Origin of the sequence: uncultured Methanobrevibacter sp. (assembly GCF_900316895.1) — an archaeon.
GTDB lineage: Archaea > Methanobacteriota > Methanobacteria > Methanobacteriales > Methanobacteriaceae > Methanocatella.
On record NZ_ONER01000029.1, the window covers coordinates 2,248 to 18,990 of the forward strand.

Annotated in this window: 18 protein-coding genes; 15 read left to right on the forward strand and 3 right to left on the reverse strand. The window is 36.7% G+C overall.

Features of this window, described 5'->3' with window-relative positions:
• From QZN27_RS04810 to QZN27_RS04830, 5 genes are all read left to right on the forward strand, one after another.
• Positions 1 to 242 (forward strand): 2-phosphosulfolactate phosphatase (locus QZN27_RS04810; protein WP_296784406.1); only part of this gene is annotated, 242 nt, incomplete at its 5' end.
• 46 nt (positions 243 to 288) lie between these two features.
• Positions 289 to 1,458, forward strand: coding sequence for a TraB/GumN family protein (locus tag QZN27_RS04815; protein WP_296784407.1), 1,170 nt, complete (start codon positions 289 to 291; stop codon positions 1,456 to 1,458).
• Between the two features lie 65 nt (positions 1,459 to 1,523).
• On the forward strand, positions 1,524 to 1,739 hold the full coding sequence (locus QZN27_RS04820; RefSeq protein WP_292601910.1) for a DUF1922 domain-containing protein: 216 nt from the start codon (positions 1,524 to 1,526) through the stop codon (positions 1,737 to 1,739).
• A gap of 19 nt (positions 1,740 to 1,758) precedes the next feature.
• On the forward strand, positions 1,759 to 3,078 hold the full coding sequence (locus tag QZN27_RS04825; RefSeq protein WP_296784410.1) for a hemolysin family protein: 1,320 nt from the start codon (positions 1,759 to 1,761) through the stop codon (positions 3,076 to 3,078).
• A gap of 3 nt (positions 3,079 to 3,081) precedes the next feature.
• Entirely contained in the window at positions 3,082 to 4,026 is a 945-nt protein-coding gene (locus QZN27_RS04830; RefSeq protein ID WP_296784413.1) for a calcium/sodium antiporter, read from the forward strand.
• Here QZN27_RS04830 and QZN27_RS04835 read toward each other — a convergent pair.
• On the reverse strand, positions 3,985 to 4,860 hold the full coding sequence (locus QZN27_RS04835; RefSeq protein WP_296784415.1) for a TIGR00269 family protein: 876 nt from the start codon (positions 4,858 to 4,860) through the stop codon (positions 3,985 to 3,987). The two genes, QZN27_RS04830 and QZN27_RS04835, sit on opposite strands and share 42 nt — an antisense overlap.
• A 50-nt stretch (positions 4,861 to 4,910) precedes the next feature.
• Here QZN27_RS04835 and QZN27_RS04840 point away from each other — a divergent pair, with 50 nt between their 5' ends.
• Positions 4,911 to 5,216 carry an MTH1187 family thiamine-binding protein gene (locus tag QZN27_RS04840; protein ID WP_296784418.1) on the forward strand — a complete coding sequence of 102 codons (306 nt, stop codon included), beginning with the start codon at positions 4,911 to 4,913 and terminating at the stop codon, positions 5,214 to 5,216.
• A 30-nt stretch (positions 5,217 to 5,246) separates the two neighbouring features.
• Here the strand turns inward: QZN27_RS04840 and QZN27_RS04845 are convergent, their stop codons facing one another.
• Positions 5,247 to 6,353: a DegT/DnrJ/EryC1/StrS aminotransferase family protein gene (locus QZN27_RS04845; protein WP_296784421.1), complete on the reverse strand. Its 1,107-nt coding sequence runs from the start codon at positions 6,351 to 6,353 to the stop codon at positions 5,247 to 5,249.
• Positions 6,354 to 6,447: 94 nt separating this feature from the next.
• On the opposite strand from QZN27_RS04845, the gene QZN27_RS04850 reads away from it, so the two are divergent.
• The 5 genes from QZN27_RS04850 to cofG all read left to right on the forward strand — a co-directional run bounded on the left by QZN27_RS04850 (position 6,448) and on the right by cofG (position 11,008).
• Positions 6,448 to 7,611: a tRNA (guanine(10)-N(2))-dimethyltransferase gene (locus QZN27_RS04850; RefSeq protein WP_296784424.1), complete on the forward strand. Its 1,164-nt coding sequence runs from the start codon at positions 6,448 to 6,450 to the stop codon at positions 7,609 to 7,611.
• Between the two features lie 238 nt (positions 7,612 to 7,849).
• The gene (locus QZN27_RS04855; protein ID WP_292807033.1) at positions 7,850 to 8,326 is read left to right on the forward strand and encodes an Lrp/AsnC family transcriptional regulator; all 477 of its coding nucleotides are present in this window, start codon (positions 7,850 to 7,852) and stop codon (positions 8,324 to 8,326) included.
• 187 nt (positions 8,327 to 8,513) lie between these two features.
• Positions 8,514 to 9,452: a GTP cyclohydrolase MptA gene (gene mptA, locus QZN27_RS04860; RefSeq protein ID WP_296784426.1), complete on the forward strand. Its 939-nt coding sequence runs from the start codon at positions 8,514 to 8,516 to the stop codon at positions 9,450 to 9,452.
• A gap of 12 nt (positions 9,453 to 9,464) precedes the next feature.
• Positions 9,465 to 9,905 (forward strand): DUF2120 family protein, encoded by a 441-nt coding sequence (locus QZN27_RS04865; RefSeq protein ID WP_296784428.1) that lies wholly within the window; start codon positions 9,465 to 9,467, stop codon positions 9,903 to 9,905.
• A 2-nt stretch (positions 9,906 to 9,907) separates the two neighbouring features.
• On the forward strand, positions 9,908 to 11,008 hold the full coding sequence (gene cofG, locus QZN27_RS04870) for a 7,8-didemethyl-8-hydroxy-5-deazariboflavin synthase subunit CofG (RefSeq protein WP_296784431.1): 1,101 nt from the start codon (positions 9,908 to 9,910) through the stop codon (positions 11,006 to 11,008).
• On the opposite strand, the gene QZN27_RS04875 is transcribed toward cofG, so the two are convergent.
• The gene (locus QZN27_RS04875) at positions 10,986 to 11,714 is read right to left on the reverse strand and encodes a class I SAM-dependent methyltransferase family protein (RefSeq protein WP_296784435.1); all 729 of its coding nucleotides are present in this window, start codon (positions 11,712 to 11,714) and stop codon (positions 10,986 to 10,988) included. The two genes, cofG and QZN27_RS04875, sit on opposite strands and share 23 nt — an antisense overlap.
• A 182-nt stretch (positions 11,715 to 11,896) precedes the next feature.
• Between QZN27_RS04875 and psmB the strand changes: the two genes are divergently transcribed.
• The 4 genes from psmB to comC all read left to right on the forward strand — a co-directional run bounded on the left by psmB (position 11,897) and on the right by comC (position 16,730).
• Complete coding sequence (gene psmB / locus QZN27_RS04880) at positions 11,897 to 12,511, forward strand: archaeal proteasome endopeptidase complex subunit beta (RefSeq protein WP_292601887.1); 615 nt, start codon at positions 11,897 to 11,899, stop codon at positions 12,509 to 12,511.
• Positions 12,512 to 12,644: 133 nt separating this feature from the next.
• On the forward strand, positions 12,645 to 14,558 hold the full coding sequence (locus QZN27_RS04885; protein ID WP_296784437.1) for a beta-CASP ribonuclease aCPSF1: 1,914 nt from the start codon (positions 12,645 to 12,647) through the stop codon (positions 14,556 to 14,558).
• Positions 14,559 to 14,654: 96 nt separating this feature from the next.
• Positions 14,655 to 15,674 (forward strand): phosphoribosylformylglycinamidine cyclo-ligase, encoded by a 1,020-nt coding sequence (purM, locus tag QZN27_RS04890; protein ID WP_296784439.1) that lies wholly within the window; start codon positions 14,655 to 14,657, stop codon positions 15,672 to 15,674.
• Between the two features lie 27 nt (positions 15,675 to 15,701).
• Positions 15,702 to 16,730 (forward strand): L-sulfolactate dehydrogenase, encoded by a 1,029-nt coding sequence (gene comC / locus QZN27_RS04895; protein ID WP_296784441.1) that lies wholly within the window; start codon positions 15,702 to 15,704, stop codon positions 16,728 to 16,730.
• Positions 16,731 to 16,743: the final 13 nt, after the last annotated feature.

A 16,743-nucleotide genomic window follows, 5' to 3' on the forward strand; every position in this document is an offset into this window, starting at 1 on the left:
CAGGCGAGATTTTGTACTGGATAAGTGAGAATCTGGAAGAATGCGAGTTGAGCGAATATGCACAAACTGCAATTTTAGCAACCAGAGACTATGAATTGGTAAAGGAAGCATTTCTAAATTCAAGAACTGCCAAAAGACTGACTGAACTCGGTTACAGAGAGGATATTGAGCTGTCAGTGATGAGAAACATAACCGACAATGTTGCCATATATCAAGATAATGAATTAACTTTATATATTTAAATTTCATAATATTATTAGATAATTAAATTTACAAAGAAGTGTTTTTTTGAAAAGAGAATGTTTAAAAATTATAGGTACTGCTCACGTATCACAGGAAAGTGTTGAAGAAGTGAAGGATGCAATCTACGAACACCAACCTGATGTAGTTGCTATCGAGCTTGACAGAGGTCGATACACCAAATTAAAACAGGAAATGATGGGTATTGAACAGGATGATACCATATCAGTTACTAAAATCATCAAAGAAAACAAAGTAGGATTATTTTTCACAACCACACTTTTAAGCTACTTCCAATCCAAGGTTGGGGCGGATCTGGATGTTGCACCGGGTTCAGAAATGATTGGTGCCATCGAAGCCAGTGAGGATTTGGGAATCCCAATTGCCCTAATCGACAGAGACATCAGCATTACCCTTCAAAGGGCCCTGAATAAGATGGGCTTTATGGAAAAGGCCAAATTCATGGTTAGCCTGATAGCTTCTGCTTTCGGATATGGTGATGATGAGGAAGTCGATGTGGAGGAGCTTAAAAATCCTGACAACCTGGATGAGTTAATGGAAATGTTTAAGGATGAAGCCCCTAGCGTCCACGAAGTACTTGTTCATGAAAGGGACGCATACCTGGCGGGAAGCATAATGAGAATCCCACAGGACCATGTCATTGCAGTTGTCGGAGCAGGACACAAGCCTGGAATCGAAAGATACTTGGACAACCCTGAAACATTGCCAAATTTAAGGGATTTGGAAGTAATCAAGGAAAAAAATGGAATTCCATGGGCAAAAATAATTTTGGCATTGATTCCTATTTTGTTTGTTGTGATATTTTTTCTGGCATATTTTAGCGGGATAAACATCACAGGGAACCTCTATGAGTTCATTGTCATCAGCATGCTTATGGGATTTATCGGATCAATCCTTTCAGGATCCAAAATCCAATCCGCAATTGTTGGAGGAGTGGTTGCTCCACTGACCATCATACACCCATTGCTTGCAGCAGGATGGTTTTCAGGATTGTGTGAAGCCAAGTTCAGAAAAGTAAGACAAAGCGACATCAAGAATCTTGCCCATATAGAAAGTTTTAAGGACCTATGGCACAATAACATATTCAGAATACTGCTGGTAGTCATTGGAACTAACCTTGGAGTCAGCATTGCGACCTTGGTAATTTTGCCTTCCAAAGTTTTCATACCATTATTCATGAAAATATTCGGGATGTAATAATTAATTTTAAATAATATATTGTTAATAATATAATTACTATTGATTTTATAAATGGAAAGACCATGTATTTAATATTTCGTTGTGACTGTGGAAGAGCATTATATGCAAAGGAAGGAGTTGCTACACGCAAATGCGTATGCGGAAAGACCTTGAAAGTTAAATCAAGACGTATTTTCCAAAAGGTAGCCACAAGAGAAGAAGCCTCCGAAGCGGTTCAGGAAATGCAGGACAAAATATATGGAAACACTGGCTTCATGAAGGCCAGCGAACTAAAATAGTTTTAATGGTTTGTTAGAAATGATTGGGACGACACTCAAAATAATTATTATATTAATTTTAATAATTTTCACCGGATATCTGTCAATGGCAGAACTTGCCGTTGTATCCATTAGAAAGGCGAAAATGCAGAAATACTTAGAAGAAGGAAATAAAAACGCTCAAATTGTTTTTGATTTATTAGAAGACCCTAACGAATTTTTATCAACAGTGCAGATTGGAATTTCACTGATTGGTGTTTTGACAGGTGCATTTGGTGGAGTAACATTAGCCGATCCACTAGCTGCATATATTTCTTTTATACCATACAGCGGACCGATAAGTGTTGCAATAGTTGTTATTGTCACCACTTACCTGACATTGGTTATCGGAGAGATTGTGCCAAAGGTTATTGCATTGAATGACCCTGAAAGAATTGCCCTGAAAGTTGCAAAAAGCATGGTGGTTCTTGAAAAGGTTTCAAAGCCTGTCAGTTTCATTTTAGCCAAATCAAGCCGTTTTCTCTTATGGCTGATGAGAATTGAAGATAAAAGCGAAGATGTCGTGACTGAAGAAGAAATCGAACTGATGATTAAGGAAGGAAGGGAAGACGGAACTATCGAAAAAGAAGAGGAAGACATTATCAAAAGGGTTTTCAAACTTGACGACCAAAAGGTTGAAAGCATAATGACCCCTAGAAATGAGATAATCTGGATTGATTTGGAAGACGATAGGGAAATCAATAAGGTAAAAATCATTGAAAGTAAAAGGTCAATTTTCCCGATAGCTTCCGGAGAGCTTGATGATTTCATTGGAGTCGTTCAGGCAAAGGACATCCTCTCAGCAATGTTCACTGAAGATAAATTTGACGTGCACAAAATCGTGAAAGAGCCTTTAGTGGTTTCCGAACACCTTGAAACATTGGAATTGCTTAAGGAATTCAAGGAAAATCAGGGATATGTTCATATGTCACTTGTAGTCGATGAATTCGGAAGCGTTGAAGGATTAATCACATTGAACGATTTGCTTGAGGGTATTGTGGGAGACATTCCTGGAATTGATGAGGAAGATGAACCTGAAGCTATTCAAAGAGCTGACGGAACATGGCTGATTGATGGAAGATACCCTATTGATAAATTTAAGGAACTATTCGACTTTAAAGATTCATTACCTGATGAAGAGGAAGACAACTACACCACATTAGCAGGATTTATACTCAGTATAAGCGGTACAATCCCTAATGAAGAGGACGTGTATGAATGTGGAAGATTTGTCTTTGAAATAATCGATATGGACGGCCATCAAATCGATAAGGTCATCGTTACCGATTTGGGGCCTGAAGAGGAAATTGAAGAGGAGTAGAAAATGGACACATCAATAATAATCCAAGTTGTTTTACTAATTGTGGGATTTGTATTTTTGATTAAAGGATCTGACTTTTTTGTTGATGGGGCAAGCAGCATAGCTTCCCTTTTGAAGATACCTACAATTATTGTTGGTCTGACAATTGTGGCATTGGGAACAAGTGCTCCTGAAGCAGCAGTTTCAATTACTTCATCCCTTACCGGAAGCAATGCGATGGCTGTAAGTAACGTTATTGGAAGTAACCTGTTTAACATGTTAATGGTTATCGGTATTGCAGCACTTTTAAGTGAATTATTAATGGAAAAACAGGTTCTTGAAAAAGATTTGCCTTTCCTTGTATGCATTACTGTCTTATGGGCGGTTTTCATAATAATTGGATGGGACATAACAAACATTGAAGGAATAATTTTACTTGTCATCATGATTGCATATATTGCATATCTTGTTTATGACACTAAAAAATCCGGAGGCGCAAACGAAGTCGAAAAACCAAAATACAGCCTCCCATACAGCATTGTTTTCATACTTGTGGGACTTGCAGGAATCATAATCGGTGGAGATTTGGTTGTAGACAGCGCTTCAGCTATAGCGATAGCATTCGGAATGAGTGAAACTTTAGTAGGTTTAACCATTGTGGCAATCGGTACCTCTTTGCCTGAACTTGTGACTTCACTTACCGCTTTAAAGAAAGGAGAAAACCAGTTGGTTATAGGTAATGTAATAGGTTCAAACATCTTTAACATATTGTTCGTGCTTGGTGCAAGCAGTGCAATAAGTGCAATACCTCTTGACTCAAGTATGCTCATTGATGTCCTATTCATGTTATTTGTTACCATATTGTGTTTCGTATTCGGTAAGACACAGGACAAATATGACAAAAAAGAGGGAGCTATTTTAGTTATATTATTTATTGCCTACATGGCTTTCGCAATTTTGAGAAATTAAGTCTTTTAACTCACAGGCCTTGCAGATGTTGGATGAAGTCGGCTCACCACAGACTTCACATTCATTAAGGCTTGGAGTTACATCATTTTCAAACATTAAAATCTGTTTAAATGACTCCATCACATTATTTTTTACACCAGGATACTTGTCTTCACTGACATTTAGGAATTCCTTGATTTTAGCCCTTAGGGACAAATGAGAATATGGGCACTCATCAAGGTGAATATCAATGTTGTTTATAACAGCCCACATTCCAACCTCCTTTTCTGGAGTGTTCCACAGCGGTTTGATTCTTGGAACGAGTTTAGGATGGATTACATCGAGTTCAGGCCCGAATTTGGAAAATTTGATTGTATCTCCCCTAGCAAAACTCATCAAAAATGATTGTATTTCATCATCCAAATTATGACCTGTGGCAATTTTGGCGGCATCAAGTTCATAAGCGGTCTTATTCAAAATATTTCTTCTAAACACCCCACAAGGGATGCAAGCACTTTTAAAATCAGAGTATATGTCATCCAAAGCGAAACCCTCTTCATCTTTAAATGACTTTTGAACAAGTTCAACATTCAAATCACGAGCGTTTTGGATAGCTGAATCAATTCCATGCTGTCTGTAACCTTCAATACCCTCATCAACACTGATTGCCACCAAATCAAAATCCAGAAATTGCTGATAATTTTTCAGAGCATGTAAAGTCAATACACTGTCCTTACCACCAGACAATGCAACAGCTATCAATTCGCCTTCTTTTATTAGTTCATAATCGCGAATCAGGTTATTGATTCTTGTAAAAATCATTTCATTAAATTCATCTTTATCTAATTTGACCATTACCAATTAGTTTATTAAACAATAAATAAATAATTTTAGTAGGTGAAAAAATGATTACTTGTGATTTTGCAATATTACCCGTCGGAACAGAAACTACAGAATGTAAAGATTATGTGACTGCAGCAGTGCAATCAATAAAAGATTCCGGATTAAACTATCAACTGACCGGAATGGGAACACAAATAGAAGCAGACAATCTTGAAGAGTTATATTCTGCAATTGCCACAGCTCAAGAAGCGATTTTTGAACTGGGAATCGGTAGGGTATACACTGTCATAAAAGTGGATGACAGAAGAGACCTTGAAAACAGGACTTTAGACGCTAAAGTCGATACAGTAAATGAAATGTTAAAATAATTTTAAAAAAAAAGTGAAAAAAGTTAGAATTTAATCTAACTCATTGGAAGCGGTTTTTACCGCTTCAATTACAAGATCCAAATCCTCTTGGGTCAATGAGGGATGGACCGGTAGGGAAATTACATTATCTGCCGCAAGTTCAGCATTCGGACAGTATCCTTCGAACTCCAATGCCATGTAAATTGGTTGATTATACAATGGAATCGGATAGTGAATACCTGTTCCAACACCACAATCGTTGATTATGTCAACCCAATCGTCACGGTCTCCTTTTTCAACCCTAATTGTATACTGATGATATACATGCTTTGAGCCGTCAGCACAGTAAGGTGTGATAATTCCATCAACGTCAGCCAAACCTTTATTTAAATAGTCTGCATTGGCTATTCTCTTATCGTTGAATCCGTCAATATTTTTCAATTGCGCAAGACCGATGGCTGCGGAGATATCAGTCATCCTAAAGTTATAACCTATTGCACTATGGTGATATCTGACTGTTGCCCCATGTGCCCTGAACATTCTTGCACTATCGGCCAACTCTTCATCATCAGTGGTGATAATTCCTCCTTCGGAAGTAGTCATATTTTTTGTTGGGTAAAAACTGAAGCAGGACATGTCTCCCATGCTTCCGACTTTCTGACCTTTGAAGGTTGCTCCATGAGCCTGTGCGGCATCCTCTATAACAATCAATCCGTATTTTTCAGCAATCTCATTGATTCTGTCCATCTCTGCAGACTGACCATACAATTGAACAGGCATGATTGCCTTAGTGTTTTCAGTTATTGCATCTTCAATCGCATCAGGACTTAATGTATATGTTTTCAAGTCAATGTCTGCAAATACAGGTTTTGCACCGGTATAAACAATTGAGTTCCCACTTGCAATGAATGTGAACGGGGTTGTGATTACCTCATCTCCCGGACCGATATCGCATGCAAGCAATGCAGTGTGCAAAGCTGCAGTTCCTGAGTTGACAGCAATACCATATTCTGCTCCAACCCATTCAGCAAATTTCTGCTCAAATTCCTCAACTTTTGGCCCTTGGGCAATCATTCCTGATTTTAACACTTCAACTACATTTTCAATTTCTTCATCACCGATTATCGGTTTAGCAATAGGAACTCTAATATTTGACACAATCATCACCAAATTAAATTAAATTACCATACTAATATTTAAATCTAATAATATTTAAAATATAGTTATTAAAAAAAATTAAGAGTGAGAAGTAATGGACGAATATAAAATAGTAAGTATTGAAGAGGGATTAACAAAAATCGAATTTCCCGAATATGAAAAGGTTTCATCAGCGGCACCAGTTTTTTATAATCCTCACATGGAATTAAACAGGGATTTGTCTATTCTTGCAATCCAAGTATTCCAAAAGGAGCAGGACCGTGAAATAAACATATGCGACCTGTTTGGAGGAAGCGGAATAAGAGGCGTGAGATATAAAAATGAGATTGATGGTGTCGGAGAGGTTTCAATCAATGACATAAGTGAAACAGCGAATCATTATGAAAGGCACAACATCGAACTGAACAACTTAAATGATGTTCATGTATATCAGCATGACGCCAGCATGTTCTTGAGGATGAAACGTGGCGAATTCGATGTCATCGACATAGATCCATTCGGCACACCCTCACCATTTCTAGACTCTGCAGGATATTGTGCCAGAAGAAACTCACTGATGTGCGTTACCGCAACCGACACATCAGCATTATGCGGAACATACGAAGAACCCTGCATCAGAAAATATAATTCAAAACCTTACAAAAGTGAATACTGCCATGAGACAGGAATTAGAATATTGGCAGGTTTTGTCGCACTCACTCTTTCAAAATATGCCAAGCTCATTGAAGTGAAAATGTCACACAGCACTGAACATTATATGAGAATGTATCTTGAAATTAAAAAAGGTTCAAAAAGAACTGACGAATCCCTGAAAAACATAGGATACATCAGTCACTGCAAACACTGCTTACACAGGCAAACCAGCAATGGTCTGGCCAGTCCTATTGATGAAGTGTGTCCTGTTTGCGGTGAAAAGTTAGTTCATGCAGGACCTTTATGGTTAGGAAAAATTCAGGATGGCGAATTTATTCAAAAGATGATTGAAGAAGCAGACAATAAAAAAATAAATAGCGAAAAAGAAGCTTTGAAACTATTGAACAAATGTCTAGTGGAATGTGACGGACCTGCAACATTTTACGACGTTCACAGCATATGCAAATCCTTAAAAATCAGTGCTCCAAAATTTGAACTTATTTTGAATGAACTTGAAAAGGAAGGGTTCAAAGCCATAAAAACCCATTATAATCCAATAGGGATTAAAACTGATGCTGGAATTGAAAATATTAAAAATATTTTGATAAAATTAAATGATATTTAGATAAATTTCAAAATAGTATAGAAGAATATGAAAAAATTCCCTAGCCTTATTTATTCAATCATATTTTATAAAAAAAAGGCAATATAAAAATTACTTAATAATTATTGTTTAATAAAAATAAATAAATAATTGAAAAACTAGACAAAGTTTTATATATTATAAAAACATTATTATAAATTATATGGTTAATTTACAAATTAACCAAATATTATAAAAAAAACTATAAAGGGAGATATTAATGGTGAAAACTAAAGATAATGTAGTAAAACTTGATGATACAGATATTAACATCCTAAAAATTATCAATGAAGATGTAAGAACATCTTACAGACAAATATCACGCAGTTTAGATGTTTCTGTTGGAACTGTTCACAACCGTATTGATAAAATGGTTAAATCCGGAGTAATTAAAAAATTCTCCCCAGTTATCGACCATGAAAAATTAGGTTTCGTTTTAACCACCATTATCGGAGTAAGAGTAAAAGGTGGAAAACTTAAAAATTGGGAAGAAAAAACATTCTTTAACAAGAATGTAGTTGGAATCTATGATGTTACTGGAGAATACGACGCATTTTTAATCGCAAAATTCAGAAACACCAATGAATTAAACGCATTTATTAAAGAATTATTAAAAGACCCAATTATAGAAAGAACATATACCCAAACTGTTCTTGATGTTATTAAAGAAGATATGGGATCATCCAATATCTTATAATTTTGTTTAAAAAAAAGTGGTTTAACCAAACTACTTTTTAATTTATTTCTTATTATCTTATTTTGTAAAAAATTTTTTTCACACCAATAAAAATATTGCCGTGTCAATGTTGATTTTATTAGGTATTTATATAAAAAGACATACAAATATTATAATATTTAAATAAATTTAAATAGAGGTTATAAAATTGGCAGTTTGCTTACCCGATACTCAGGACGACGCTCCAAGTGTGCCTATAAAACTAACAAGAGTGGGCGTTACTGGAGTTAAGAAATTATTACAACTTAAAAGAACAAATAAAAGACCTATAATACTGGTACCTACTTTTGACGCATTTGTTGATTTACCAAGTGATCAAAAAGGAGTACACATGTCCAGGAACCCGGAAGCCATTAGCGAAGTCCTCGAAGATGTAGCTAAAGACTCTACCGTAGATGTTGAATCATTATGTGCAAAAATTGTTGACAAAATGATGACTAAACACGAATACGCAGAACGTGTTGAAATATCAATGACAACTGATTTTATGTTCATGAAGGAATCTCCAGTTACCAAAAACAAAACCCAAGAAATGGCACATCTAAAAGCTAAAGCCATTGGGCTAAGGGATAAAGAGGGTAACGTGGATATCAGAAAAAGCATAGGTGCAGAACTTATTGGAATGACCGTGTGCCCATGTGCACAAGAGTCAGTAAGAGAATCTGATAAGACAAAACTATTGGAATTCTTAGATGAGGAAACCACTCAAAAAGTTTTAGATACAGTTACTTTTGCTTCACACAATCAAAGGGGAGTAGGAACATTATTAATTGAAGTTCCTGAAGACAAATATGTGAAAGCAGAAGACTTGATTGATATTATTGAAACTTCAATGAGTTCACCTGTATGTGAATTACTCAAGAGACCTGATGAAAATGCAACAGTAATGAATGCTCACAGAAATCCTGTTTTCGTTGAAGATTGTGTAAGAAACATGATGGAAAAAATTGTTCAGAAATATTCTGATTTCCCTGACGACACATTGATTACTGCACGTCAAGAGAACCAGGAAAGTATTCACAGACACAATGCATATGCTGAAAAAGTAACTACACTTGGAGAATTAAAAGCTGAATTAAATATCTAAGGAAATGATTTAATGAAAAAAACTTATGAACTTGCAGGCCAAGTAATGGGATTTTTCGATGCATTTAAAGGATCAAGACCTGCGATAGATAATGAAAGGATATTGATTGTTAGAGGCAGATCCAGAAAAGTTCTGCCGCTCAATGAATTTGACTCAAAACTCACAGAAATTGGGGAAATTCTAGGCGGGACCGAATTGGATGCCACATCCGAAAAAATTTCAGAAATTCTTGAAGTGGGAGATAAAAACATCAAAAGAAGCGAAAATGTTACAAGTGATGTGGACAACAAGGGATTTATGCGAATGCAGGAAGAACTGGAATCCATGGGGCTTGTTGTTGAATATAAAGTATTTGAACTTCCGAGTTTTGATGTTATTATCGCAATTTGGGAAGACAAAAATGAAATTCCTCCGCTTTATGTGGAAGTTACCGTTTCTGAACGTGAAGATTAAATATGACATCAAATTTAACTAAAGAGGATATTCTCCGCATATTGAATGCAACTGACAGTGAAATCAGGAAATACATGTCAGAAACCATGAAATATAGGGAGAATAATCTTATTACTTATTCTAAAAATATTTTTATACCATTAACTGAAATCTGCAAAAACGATTGTGGATACTGTAATTTTAAAAAGCATCCTGATGATCCTGATGTGATTCTTTTAAAAAGTAAAGAAGAGATTCTAGAGGATTTGAAAGAAGCTGAAAAATATGGATGCAAGGAAGCTTTATTTACATTCGGTGAGGATGCCGATGAAGAAGAGGCAGTCCGTTTAAAATTGGCGGAATATGGTTATGAAAAAATGATTGACTATGTCGTTGACATATGCCAGATGACATTGGATGAAACTTCTCTTCTGCCGCATACCAACGGAGGAAATTACTCCTATGAGGATTTGAAAAGGCTTAAAGAAGTAAACGCTTCAATGGGATTGATGCTTGAAAATTCATCTTCAAGACTAATGGAACTACCTGCACACAATAAAAGTCCTGGAAAAAATCCTAAAATAAGACTACAAACCATTGAAAATGCCGGAAAACTTAAAATTCCATACACAACAGGCATTTTAATTGGAATCGGCGAAACTCATGAAGAAGTGGCAGAATCCCTGCTTGCCATTAAAGATTTATATGACAAGTACGGTCATATTCAGGAGGTCATCATTCAAAATTTCACACCGATACCTGGAATTGAAATGGAAGACTGGCCTGAACCAAGCTTTTTAGATATGATCAGAACTGTTACCGCAGCTCGATTATTATTTAAAGATACTGACGTAAGTATCCAGGTTCCACCTAATCTGAACAGGGACACAGCCCAGGTATTCCTGTCATGCGGCGCTGACGATTGGGGTGGAGTTTCACCGGTAAGTCCGGATTATGTAAACATTACTTCTCCATGGCCGGGAATTGATGAGCTTAAAAACCTGACTGAAGATGATGGTTTTGAGCTGATTGAAAGGCTTTGCGTATATGAAAAATACGTCAACAAAGAATGGTTAAATGAAACCCTTTTAAAAAAGATATCTAATCTATCCGAGCATCAATAACCACGTGCCAGACTCCTGGAGAATACTTTTTTATTTTATTTATTTCCAACAGTTCAACAGGGCGGTTGCCAGCTTCAGAAATGATTCTTTCTATCGGCCTTGAATTCATTAGCTTTTCAGGAACGGTTTCATGATAATGCAGGATCCCACCTTCATTCAAACTGTCGATGGCAACTTTCAGGTAATGATGAGTTGTCTTGACATAACCCATTATGATTCTGTCGGCATTATATTTTGGAGTTTCCACCATGCAGTCCCCCAAAACAGGGGTGATGTTATCCAGCTTGTTCAGTTTGATGTTTTCGCAGAGGAAATGATATGAATTGGGATTGATTTCTATCGAGATAACCTCACGGGCATTTGCATGAACGCCAATTGGAATGGAAAAATAGCCTATTCCCGCAAACATATCGATTACGGTTTCGCCATCGCCGACCAATTGGGCAATTCTCAGCCGTTCATTGTTATTGCCCTTTGACCACATCACCTTTGACAAATCCAACTTAAACAGACACCCGTTTTCCTTATTGACTGTTTCAGTTTCCTCACCATAAAGAACCTTATAAACCGGCTCACGTTTAGTTCCCTGAATGTGGTCAATCTTCATGATTGTTTTAACGTGATGCTTTTTTGATAACTCCTCGAAATCCTCATCGGGATATTTCTTGTCCAATATCAGGACATCTCCAATTTTTTTATATTTCATCTACACCCACTCAAAAGAAAACTTTATATATACAAATAACTAATATTAGTATTGTTAGTTTATACTAATTATTGATTCTGATTTTAAATAAAATTAATCGCTAGATTAGTTTATATTTTGTTAAATTAACCTATGAGTAGTTGAAATTAGATATTTTAAATACTTATATGAGGTGTATTTAAATGGATGATAAAATACTAGAAGGTACAACAACCGTTGGAATTACTTGTAAAGACGGAGTTGTATTTGCAAGCGAAAGAAGGGCTAGTATGGGAAACCTTGTAGCTCACAAAGTAGCAGAAAAAATATTTAAAATTGACGATCACATTGTAACCACCATAGCTGGTTCCGTTGGAGATGCTCAAAGTTTAATGAAAGTTATTGAAGCAGAAGTTTCACTCTACCAAATGAGAAACAACGATGCAATTAGCGTCAAGGCTGCTGCATCATTAACAGCAAACATCCTACGTTCCGGACCAATGTATGTCCAAACATTACTTGGAGGAATGGACGGAGACAAACCATCTCTCTACTCATTAGACCCAGCCGGAGGTATGATTGAAGATACTTATATCTCAACTGGATCAGGTTCCATCGTAGCATACGGTGTGCTTGAAGACAGATTCAGAGATGATTTAACAACTGACGAAGGAATTGAAATAGCCATAAGAGCTATAAGGGCTGCTGCTGAACGTGACACCTACTCCGGGAACGGATATTTAGTCGCTAAAGTAGATGAAAACGGCTTTGAAATGTTAGATAATGAAAAAATTAATGAGATTCTTGGAAAACTATAAGTAATAAGCTAATTTTTCATAACTAACTATTTTTTATATAACATAGTGTAGATAGTTTATGGAATTTTACTAATTATAGCTTAAATGCTTTCATAAACTATTATCCTACACAAACTTTTTTTGAAGGGATTATATGACTTCAGACATTTTAGAAGATATCAAAAAAGAGATTTTAAGTAAACTACCAGATGAAATTCAGGTTTCCAAAGTGGAATTTGAAGGACCGGAAGTGGTAGTCTATACCAAAAATCCAGAAATTATTACTGAAAATGGAGATCTAATCAGATCACTTGCAAAAGAACTTAGAAAAAGAATTATTATTAGATCTGACAAAAGTGCATTACTTGAACCAGAAGAAACCATAAATAAAATTCATGAAATAGTTCCAGACGGAGCTGAAATTACAGATATTTACTTTGACACCGTAACCTGCGAAGTAGTGATTACCGCTAAAAAACCAGGACTTGTCATTGGAAAATACGGTGTGACATCAAGAAATATCGTTAAAAATACCGGATGGGCACCTAAAATATTAAGAACCCCTCCGATTAGTTCAGACATTATTGGAAAAATTAGAACTATCCAAAAGAACAGCAGCAAAGACAGGAAAAAATTGCTGCAAAAGCTCGGACGTCAAATTCACCAAGGAAGTAAATTCCCAAATGACTGGGCAAGAGTTACTTCAATGGGAGGATATAAAGAAGTAGGACGTTCCTCAATGTTATTGCAAACACCAAACAGTCGTGTTTTGCTCGATTGTGGTGTTAATGTTGCTGCATCAGACAATAAAAATGCATTCCCAATGTTAAATGCACCTGAATTTTCAATTGAGGAATTGGATGCAGTCATTATATCTCACGCTCACTTAGATCATTGCGGATTTGTGCCTTACCTTTTCCATTACGGATATGATGGACCGGTTTACTGTACAACTCCAACCAGGGATTTAACCACCCTTTTACAGTTTGATCATTTGGATATTGCCCACAGAGAAGGCAATCCACTACCTTTTACATCAAAAAATGTAAAACATCAAATTAAAAATACAATCACTTTAGATTATGGTGAAGTAACTGACATTTCACCGGACATAAGACTGACATTGCATAATGCAGGACACATTTTAGGTTCCGCAATCTCCCACATGCACATTGGAGACGGTGCTTACAATTTGGTATACACTGGAGACTTCAAATATGAACCTTCAAGATTACTCGAACCTGCTACAATCAGATTCCCACGTGCCGAAACAGTAATCATGGAAAGTACATACGGTGGAAAGGAAGATGTGCAGCCTTCCAGAAACAATGCCGAAAAGGAAATGATGAAAACCATCTACAAAACCCTCAAACGTGGAGGAAAAGTATTGGTTCCGGTATTTGCTGTGGGAAGGGCACAGGAACTGATGGTTGTGCTTGAAGAGTACATGAGACATGGAATGATTGAAGAGGTACCAATTTATATTGACGGAATGATTTGGGAAGCTACAGCAATCCACACCGCAAGACCTGAGTACCTAAGCAAAGACTTAAGGGATCAAATCTTCCACATGGGAAGAAATCCATTTGTCTCAGACATGTTCAAGAAAGTCCAGAATCATGACCAAAGAAAAGATATTGTCGAAGCAAAACAGCCTGCAATCATCCTTTCAACATCAGGTATGTTGACCGGAGGAAACTCCGTCGAATACTTCAAATGGCTATGTGAAGATGAAAGAAATACAATCATATTCGTAGGATACCAGTCAGAAGGTTCAATGGGTAGAAGAGTTCAAAAAGGCTGGAAAGAAATTCCTCTTGAAGATGACGATGGAAGAACCAAACAATTCTGCGTTAGAATGCAAGTTAAAACCATTAATGGATTCAGTGGTCACTCCAACAGAAAACAACTGATGGAATATATCAAAAGGCTCAATCCAAGGCCTGAAAGAGTCATCACATGTCATGGTGACCCATACAAAGCAGTGGACTTGGCCTCATCAATTCATAGAAGCTATAAGATTGAGACCAAAACCCCAGTCAATTTGGATTGCGTAAGAATTCATTAAAAAAAATTAAATACTATATAAAACAAAATATATAGTATTATAAAAATGTTGTAAATCAATTACAACATTAAATTTATTTTTTAAATAGGTGTAATTATGGTTACTTATTCAGAATCCGGTGTAGATATTGATTTGGAAGCAGTTACTGTTTCAGCACTGGCAGACAAACTCAAATCAACATTGGAATGTAGAGATATTATTACCGACAGTGGTCACTATGCGGCTTTGGTAAGATTAGGTGACAAGGCTATCGCAATGAGTACTGACGGCGTTGGAAGTAAAATTTTAATTGCTGAAATGATGAACAAATACGATACCGTAGGTATCGACTGTATTGCAATGGTTGTAAACGACATATTATGTGTCGGAGCTGAACCAATAGCATTGGTCGATTACCTTGCCGTTGAAAAGCCTGACCCTAAAAGAGCAGCAGAAATTGCTGAAGGATTGGTGACAGGTGCAAACGAGTCAAAAATCGCAATCATCGGAGGGGAAACAGCTTCACTTCCGGGAATCATTAAAGACTTTGACCTTGCAGGAACTGGTATCGGTTTTGTGGACGTTGACAAAATCATTACCGGCGAAAATATCCAGCCGGGAAATGTCCTGATTGGTATAAACAGTAATGGAATCCATTCCAACGGATACAGCCTTGCAAGAAAAGCATTATTTGATGATGCAGGACTTACCGTTGACGATAAGATGCCTAACGGCGAAACCACAGTAGGTGAAGAGCTAATCAGGCCAACAGAACTATATGTCAAACCTATCGTGAGCCTATTTGAAAAAGAATATAATATCAATGGACTTGCCCACATTACAGGAGGAGGATTTACCAACCTCAGACGTTTGAAAAAAGGTGTGGGATACGATATCAATAACCTTCCGGAAGTTCCAGAAATATTTAAACTCATTTATGAACAGAACGTCGACATCAAGGAAATGTACAAAGTTTTCAACATGGGTGTCGGTTTTGTTGTTATCTGTGATGAAGGCGAAGCAGATAAAATTATGGAAACTTTAAAAGAATACTGCGAATGTCAAATAATCGGTAAGGTAACAGATGATGAAAAAATCACCGTCAAGACTTTCGAAGGATCTGAAATTGAATACTAATTATCAAAAAAAAGGGGGAATGAATAGATGAAGATAATGAAAGATAAGGAAATGGCTCTTGTAAAAGAGATATTGGCTAAGCTTGGAGCTAGCGAAGAAGATCAAGAATTAGTTGCAGAAGCTACATTGGATGCTGACCTAAAAGGATTCACATCACACGGACTTGGAAGATTCCCACAATATTTAATTAGTATCAAAGCAGGCACAATCAATTTAGAAGAAAACATAACTATTGAAAAAGAAACCCCTGCTATCGCATTAATCAATGGTAATAGCGGATTTGGACAAGCAGTATCATATAAAGCAATGCAGATTGCAATTAAAAAAGCTAAAGAAGTAGGTATTGGATGTGTTGGTGTCCACAACACCAATCACTTCGGAGTTACAGGATTTTATTCTGATTTAGCATTAAGAGAAAACTGCATCGGTTTGGTTTTAGCAAATACCGACCCTGCTATCGCACCATTAGGCGGCAAGGATAAATTAATCGGAACAAATCCTCTTGCATTAGGAATTCCATCAGATTCATACATTACCGTGGACATGGCTACTTCAGTCACTGCACGTGGAAAAATCATCGAATCAAAAAGAAAAGGACTTGACTTACCTGACGGTTGGGCATTAGACAAAGATGGAAACCCAACAAATGATCCTGAAGCAGCGCTTGAAGGTTCAATTTTACCATTCGGAGGATTCAAAGGATATGCTTTATCATTACTGATTGAAATCCTAACCGGACCATTGGTACAGGCAGGATACGGTCTTGGAGTAACAGGTACCGCTTCACCGGATAAGGACTGTACAAAAGGAGACTTATATGTCGTAATTGACCCTTCCAAATTTGGAGACTTTGATGAATTCAAGGCAAATACCGAAGACTTCATCTCACAGGTAAGGGCAACCGGTGAAACTGTAGCAATTCCGGGAGATCTGGAAGTCAAAAGGATTGCTGATGCTGAAGCAAATGGCGTGGCAATCGATGAAAAATTATACGAACAATTAAAAGGAATCTGTGATGACTTAGACATTGACATTGATTCCTATGTTGAAGAATAGTTATTATTCTTCA

Bases quoted from the DNA above. Each gene is read 5' to 3' on its own strand.
- QZN27_RS04840 (WP_296784418.1), top strand. From the start codon at position 4,911: ATGATTACTTGTGATTTTGCAATATTACCCGTCGGAACAGAAACTACA.
- purM (WP_296784439.1), top strand. From the start codon at position 14,655: ATGGTTACTTATTCAGAATCCGGTGTAGATATTGATTTGGAAGCAGTT.
- QZN27_RS04850 (WP_296784424.1), top strand. From the start codon at position 6,448: ATGGACGAATATAAAATAGTAAGTATTGAAGAGGGATTAACAAAAATC.
- QZN27_RS04865 (WP_296784428.1), top strand. From the start codon at position 9,465: ATGAAAAAAACTTATGAACTTGCAGGCCAAGTAATGGGATTTTTCGAT.
- psmB (WP_292601887.1), top strand. From the start codon at position 11,897: ATGGATGATAAAATACTAGAAGGTACAACAACCGTTGGAATTACTTGT.
- QZN27_RS04855 (WP_292807033.1), top strand. From the start codon at position 7,850: ATGGTGAAAACTAAAGATAATGTAGTAAAACTTGATGATACAGATATT.
- comC (WP_296784441.1), top strand. From the start codon at position 15,702: ATGAAGATAATGAAAGATAAGGAAATGGCTCTTGTAAAAGAGATATTG.
- QZN27_RS04885 (WP_296784437.1), top strand. From the start codon at position 12,645: ATGACTTCAGACATTTTAGAAGATATCAAAAAAGAGATTTTAAGTAAA.
- QZN27_RS04820 (WP_292601910.1), top strand. From the start codon at position 1,524: ATGTATTTAATATTTCGTTGTGACTGTGGAAGAGCATTATATGCAAAG.
- cofG (WP_296784431.1), top strand. From the start codon at position 9,908: ATGACATCAAATTTAACTAAAGAGGATATTCTCCGCATATTGAATGCA.
- QZN27_RS04835 (WP_296784415.1), bottom strand. From the start codon at position 4,860: ATGGTCAAATTAGATAAAGATGAATTTAATGAAATGATTTTTACAAGA.
- QZN27_RS04825 (WP_296784410.1), top strand. From the start codon at position 1,759: ATGATTGGGACGACACTCAAAATAATTATTATATTAATTTTAATAATT.
- QZN27_RS04830 (WP_296784413.1), top strand. From the start codon at position 3,082: ATGGACACATCAATAATAATCCAAGTTGTTTTACTAATTGTGGGATTT.
- QZN27_RS04875 (WP_296784435.1), bottom strand. From the start codon at position 11,714: ATGAAATATAAAAAAATTGGAGATGTCCTGATATTGGACAAGAAATAT.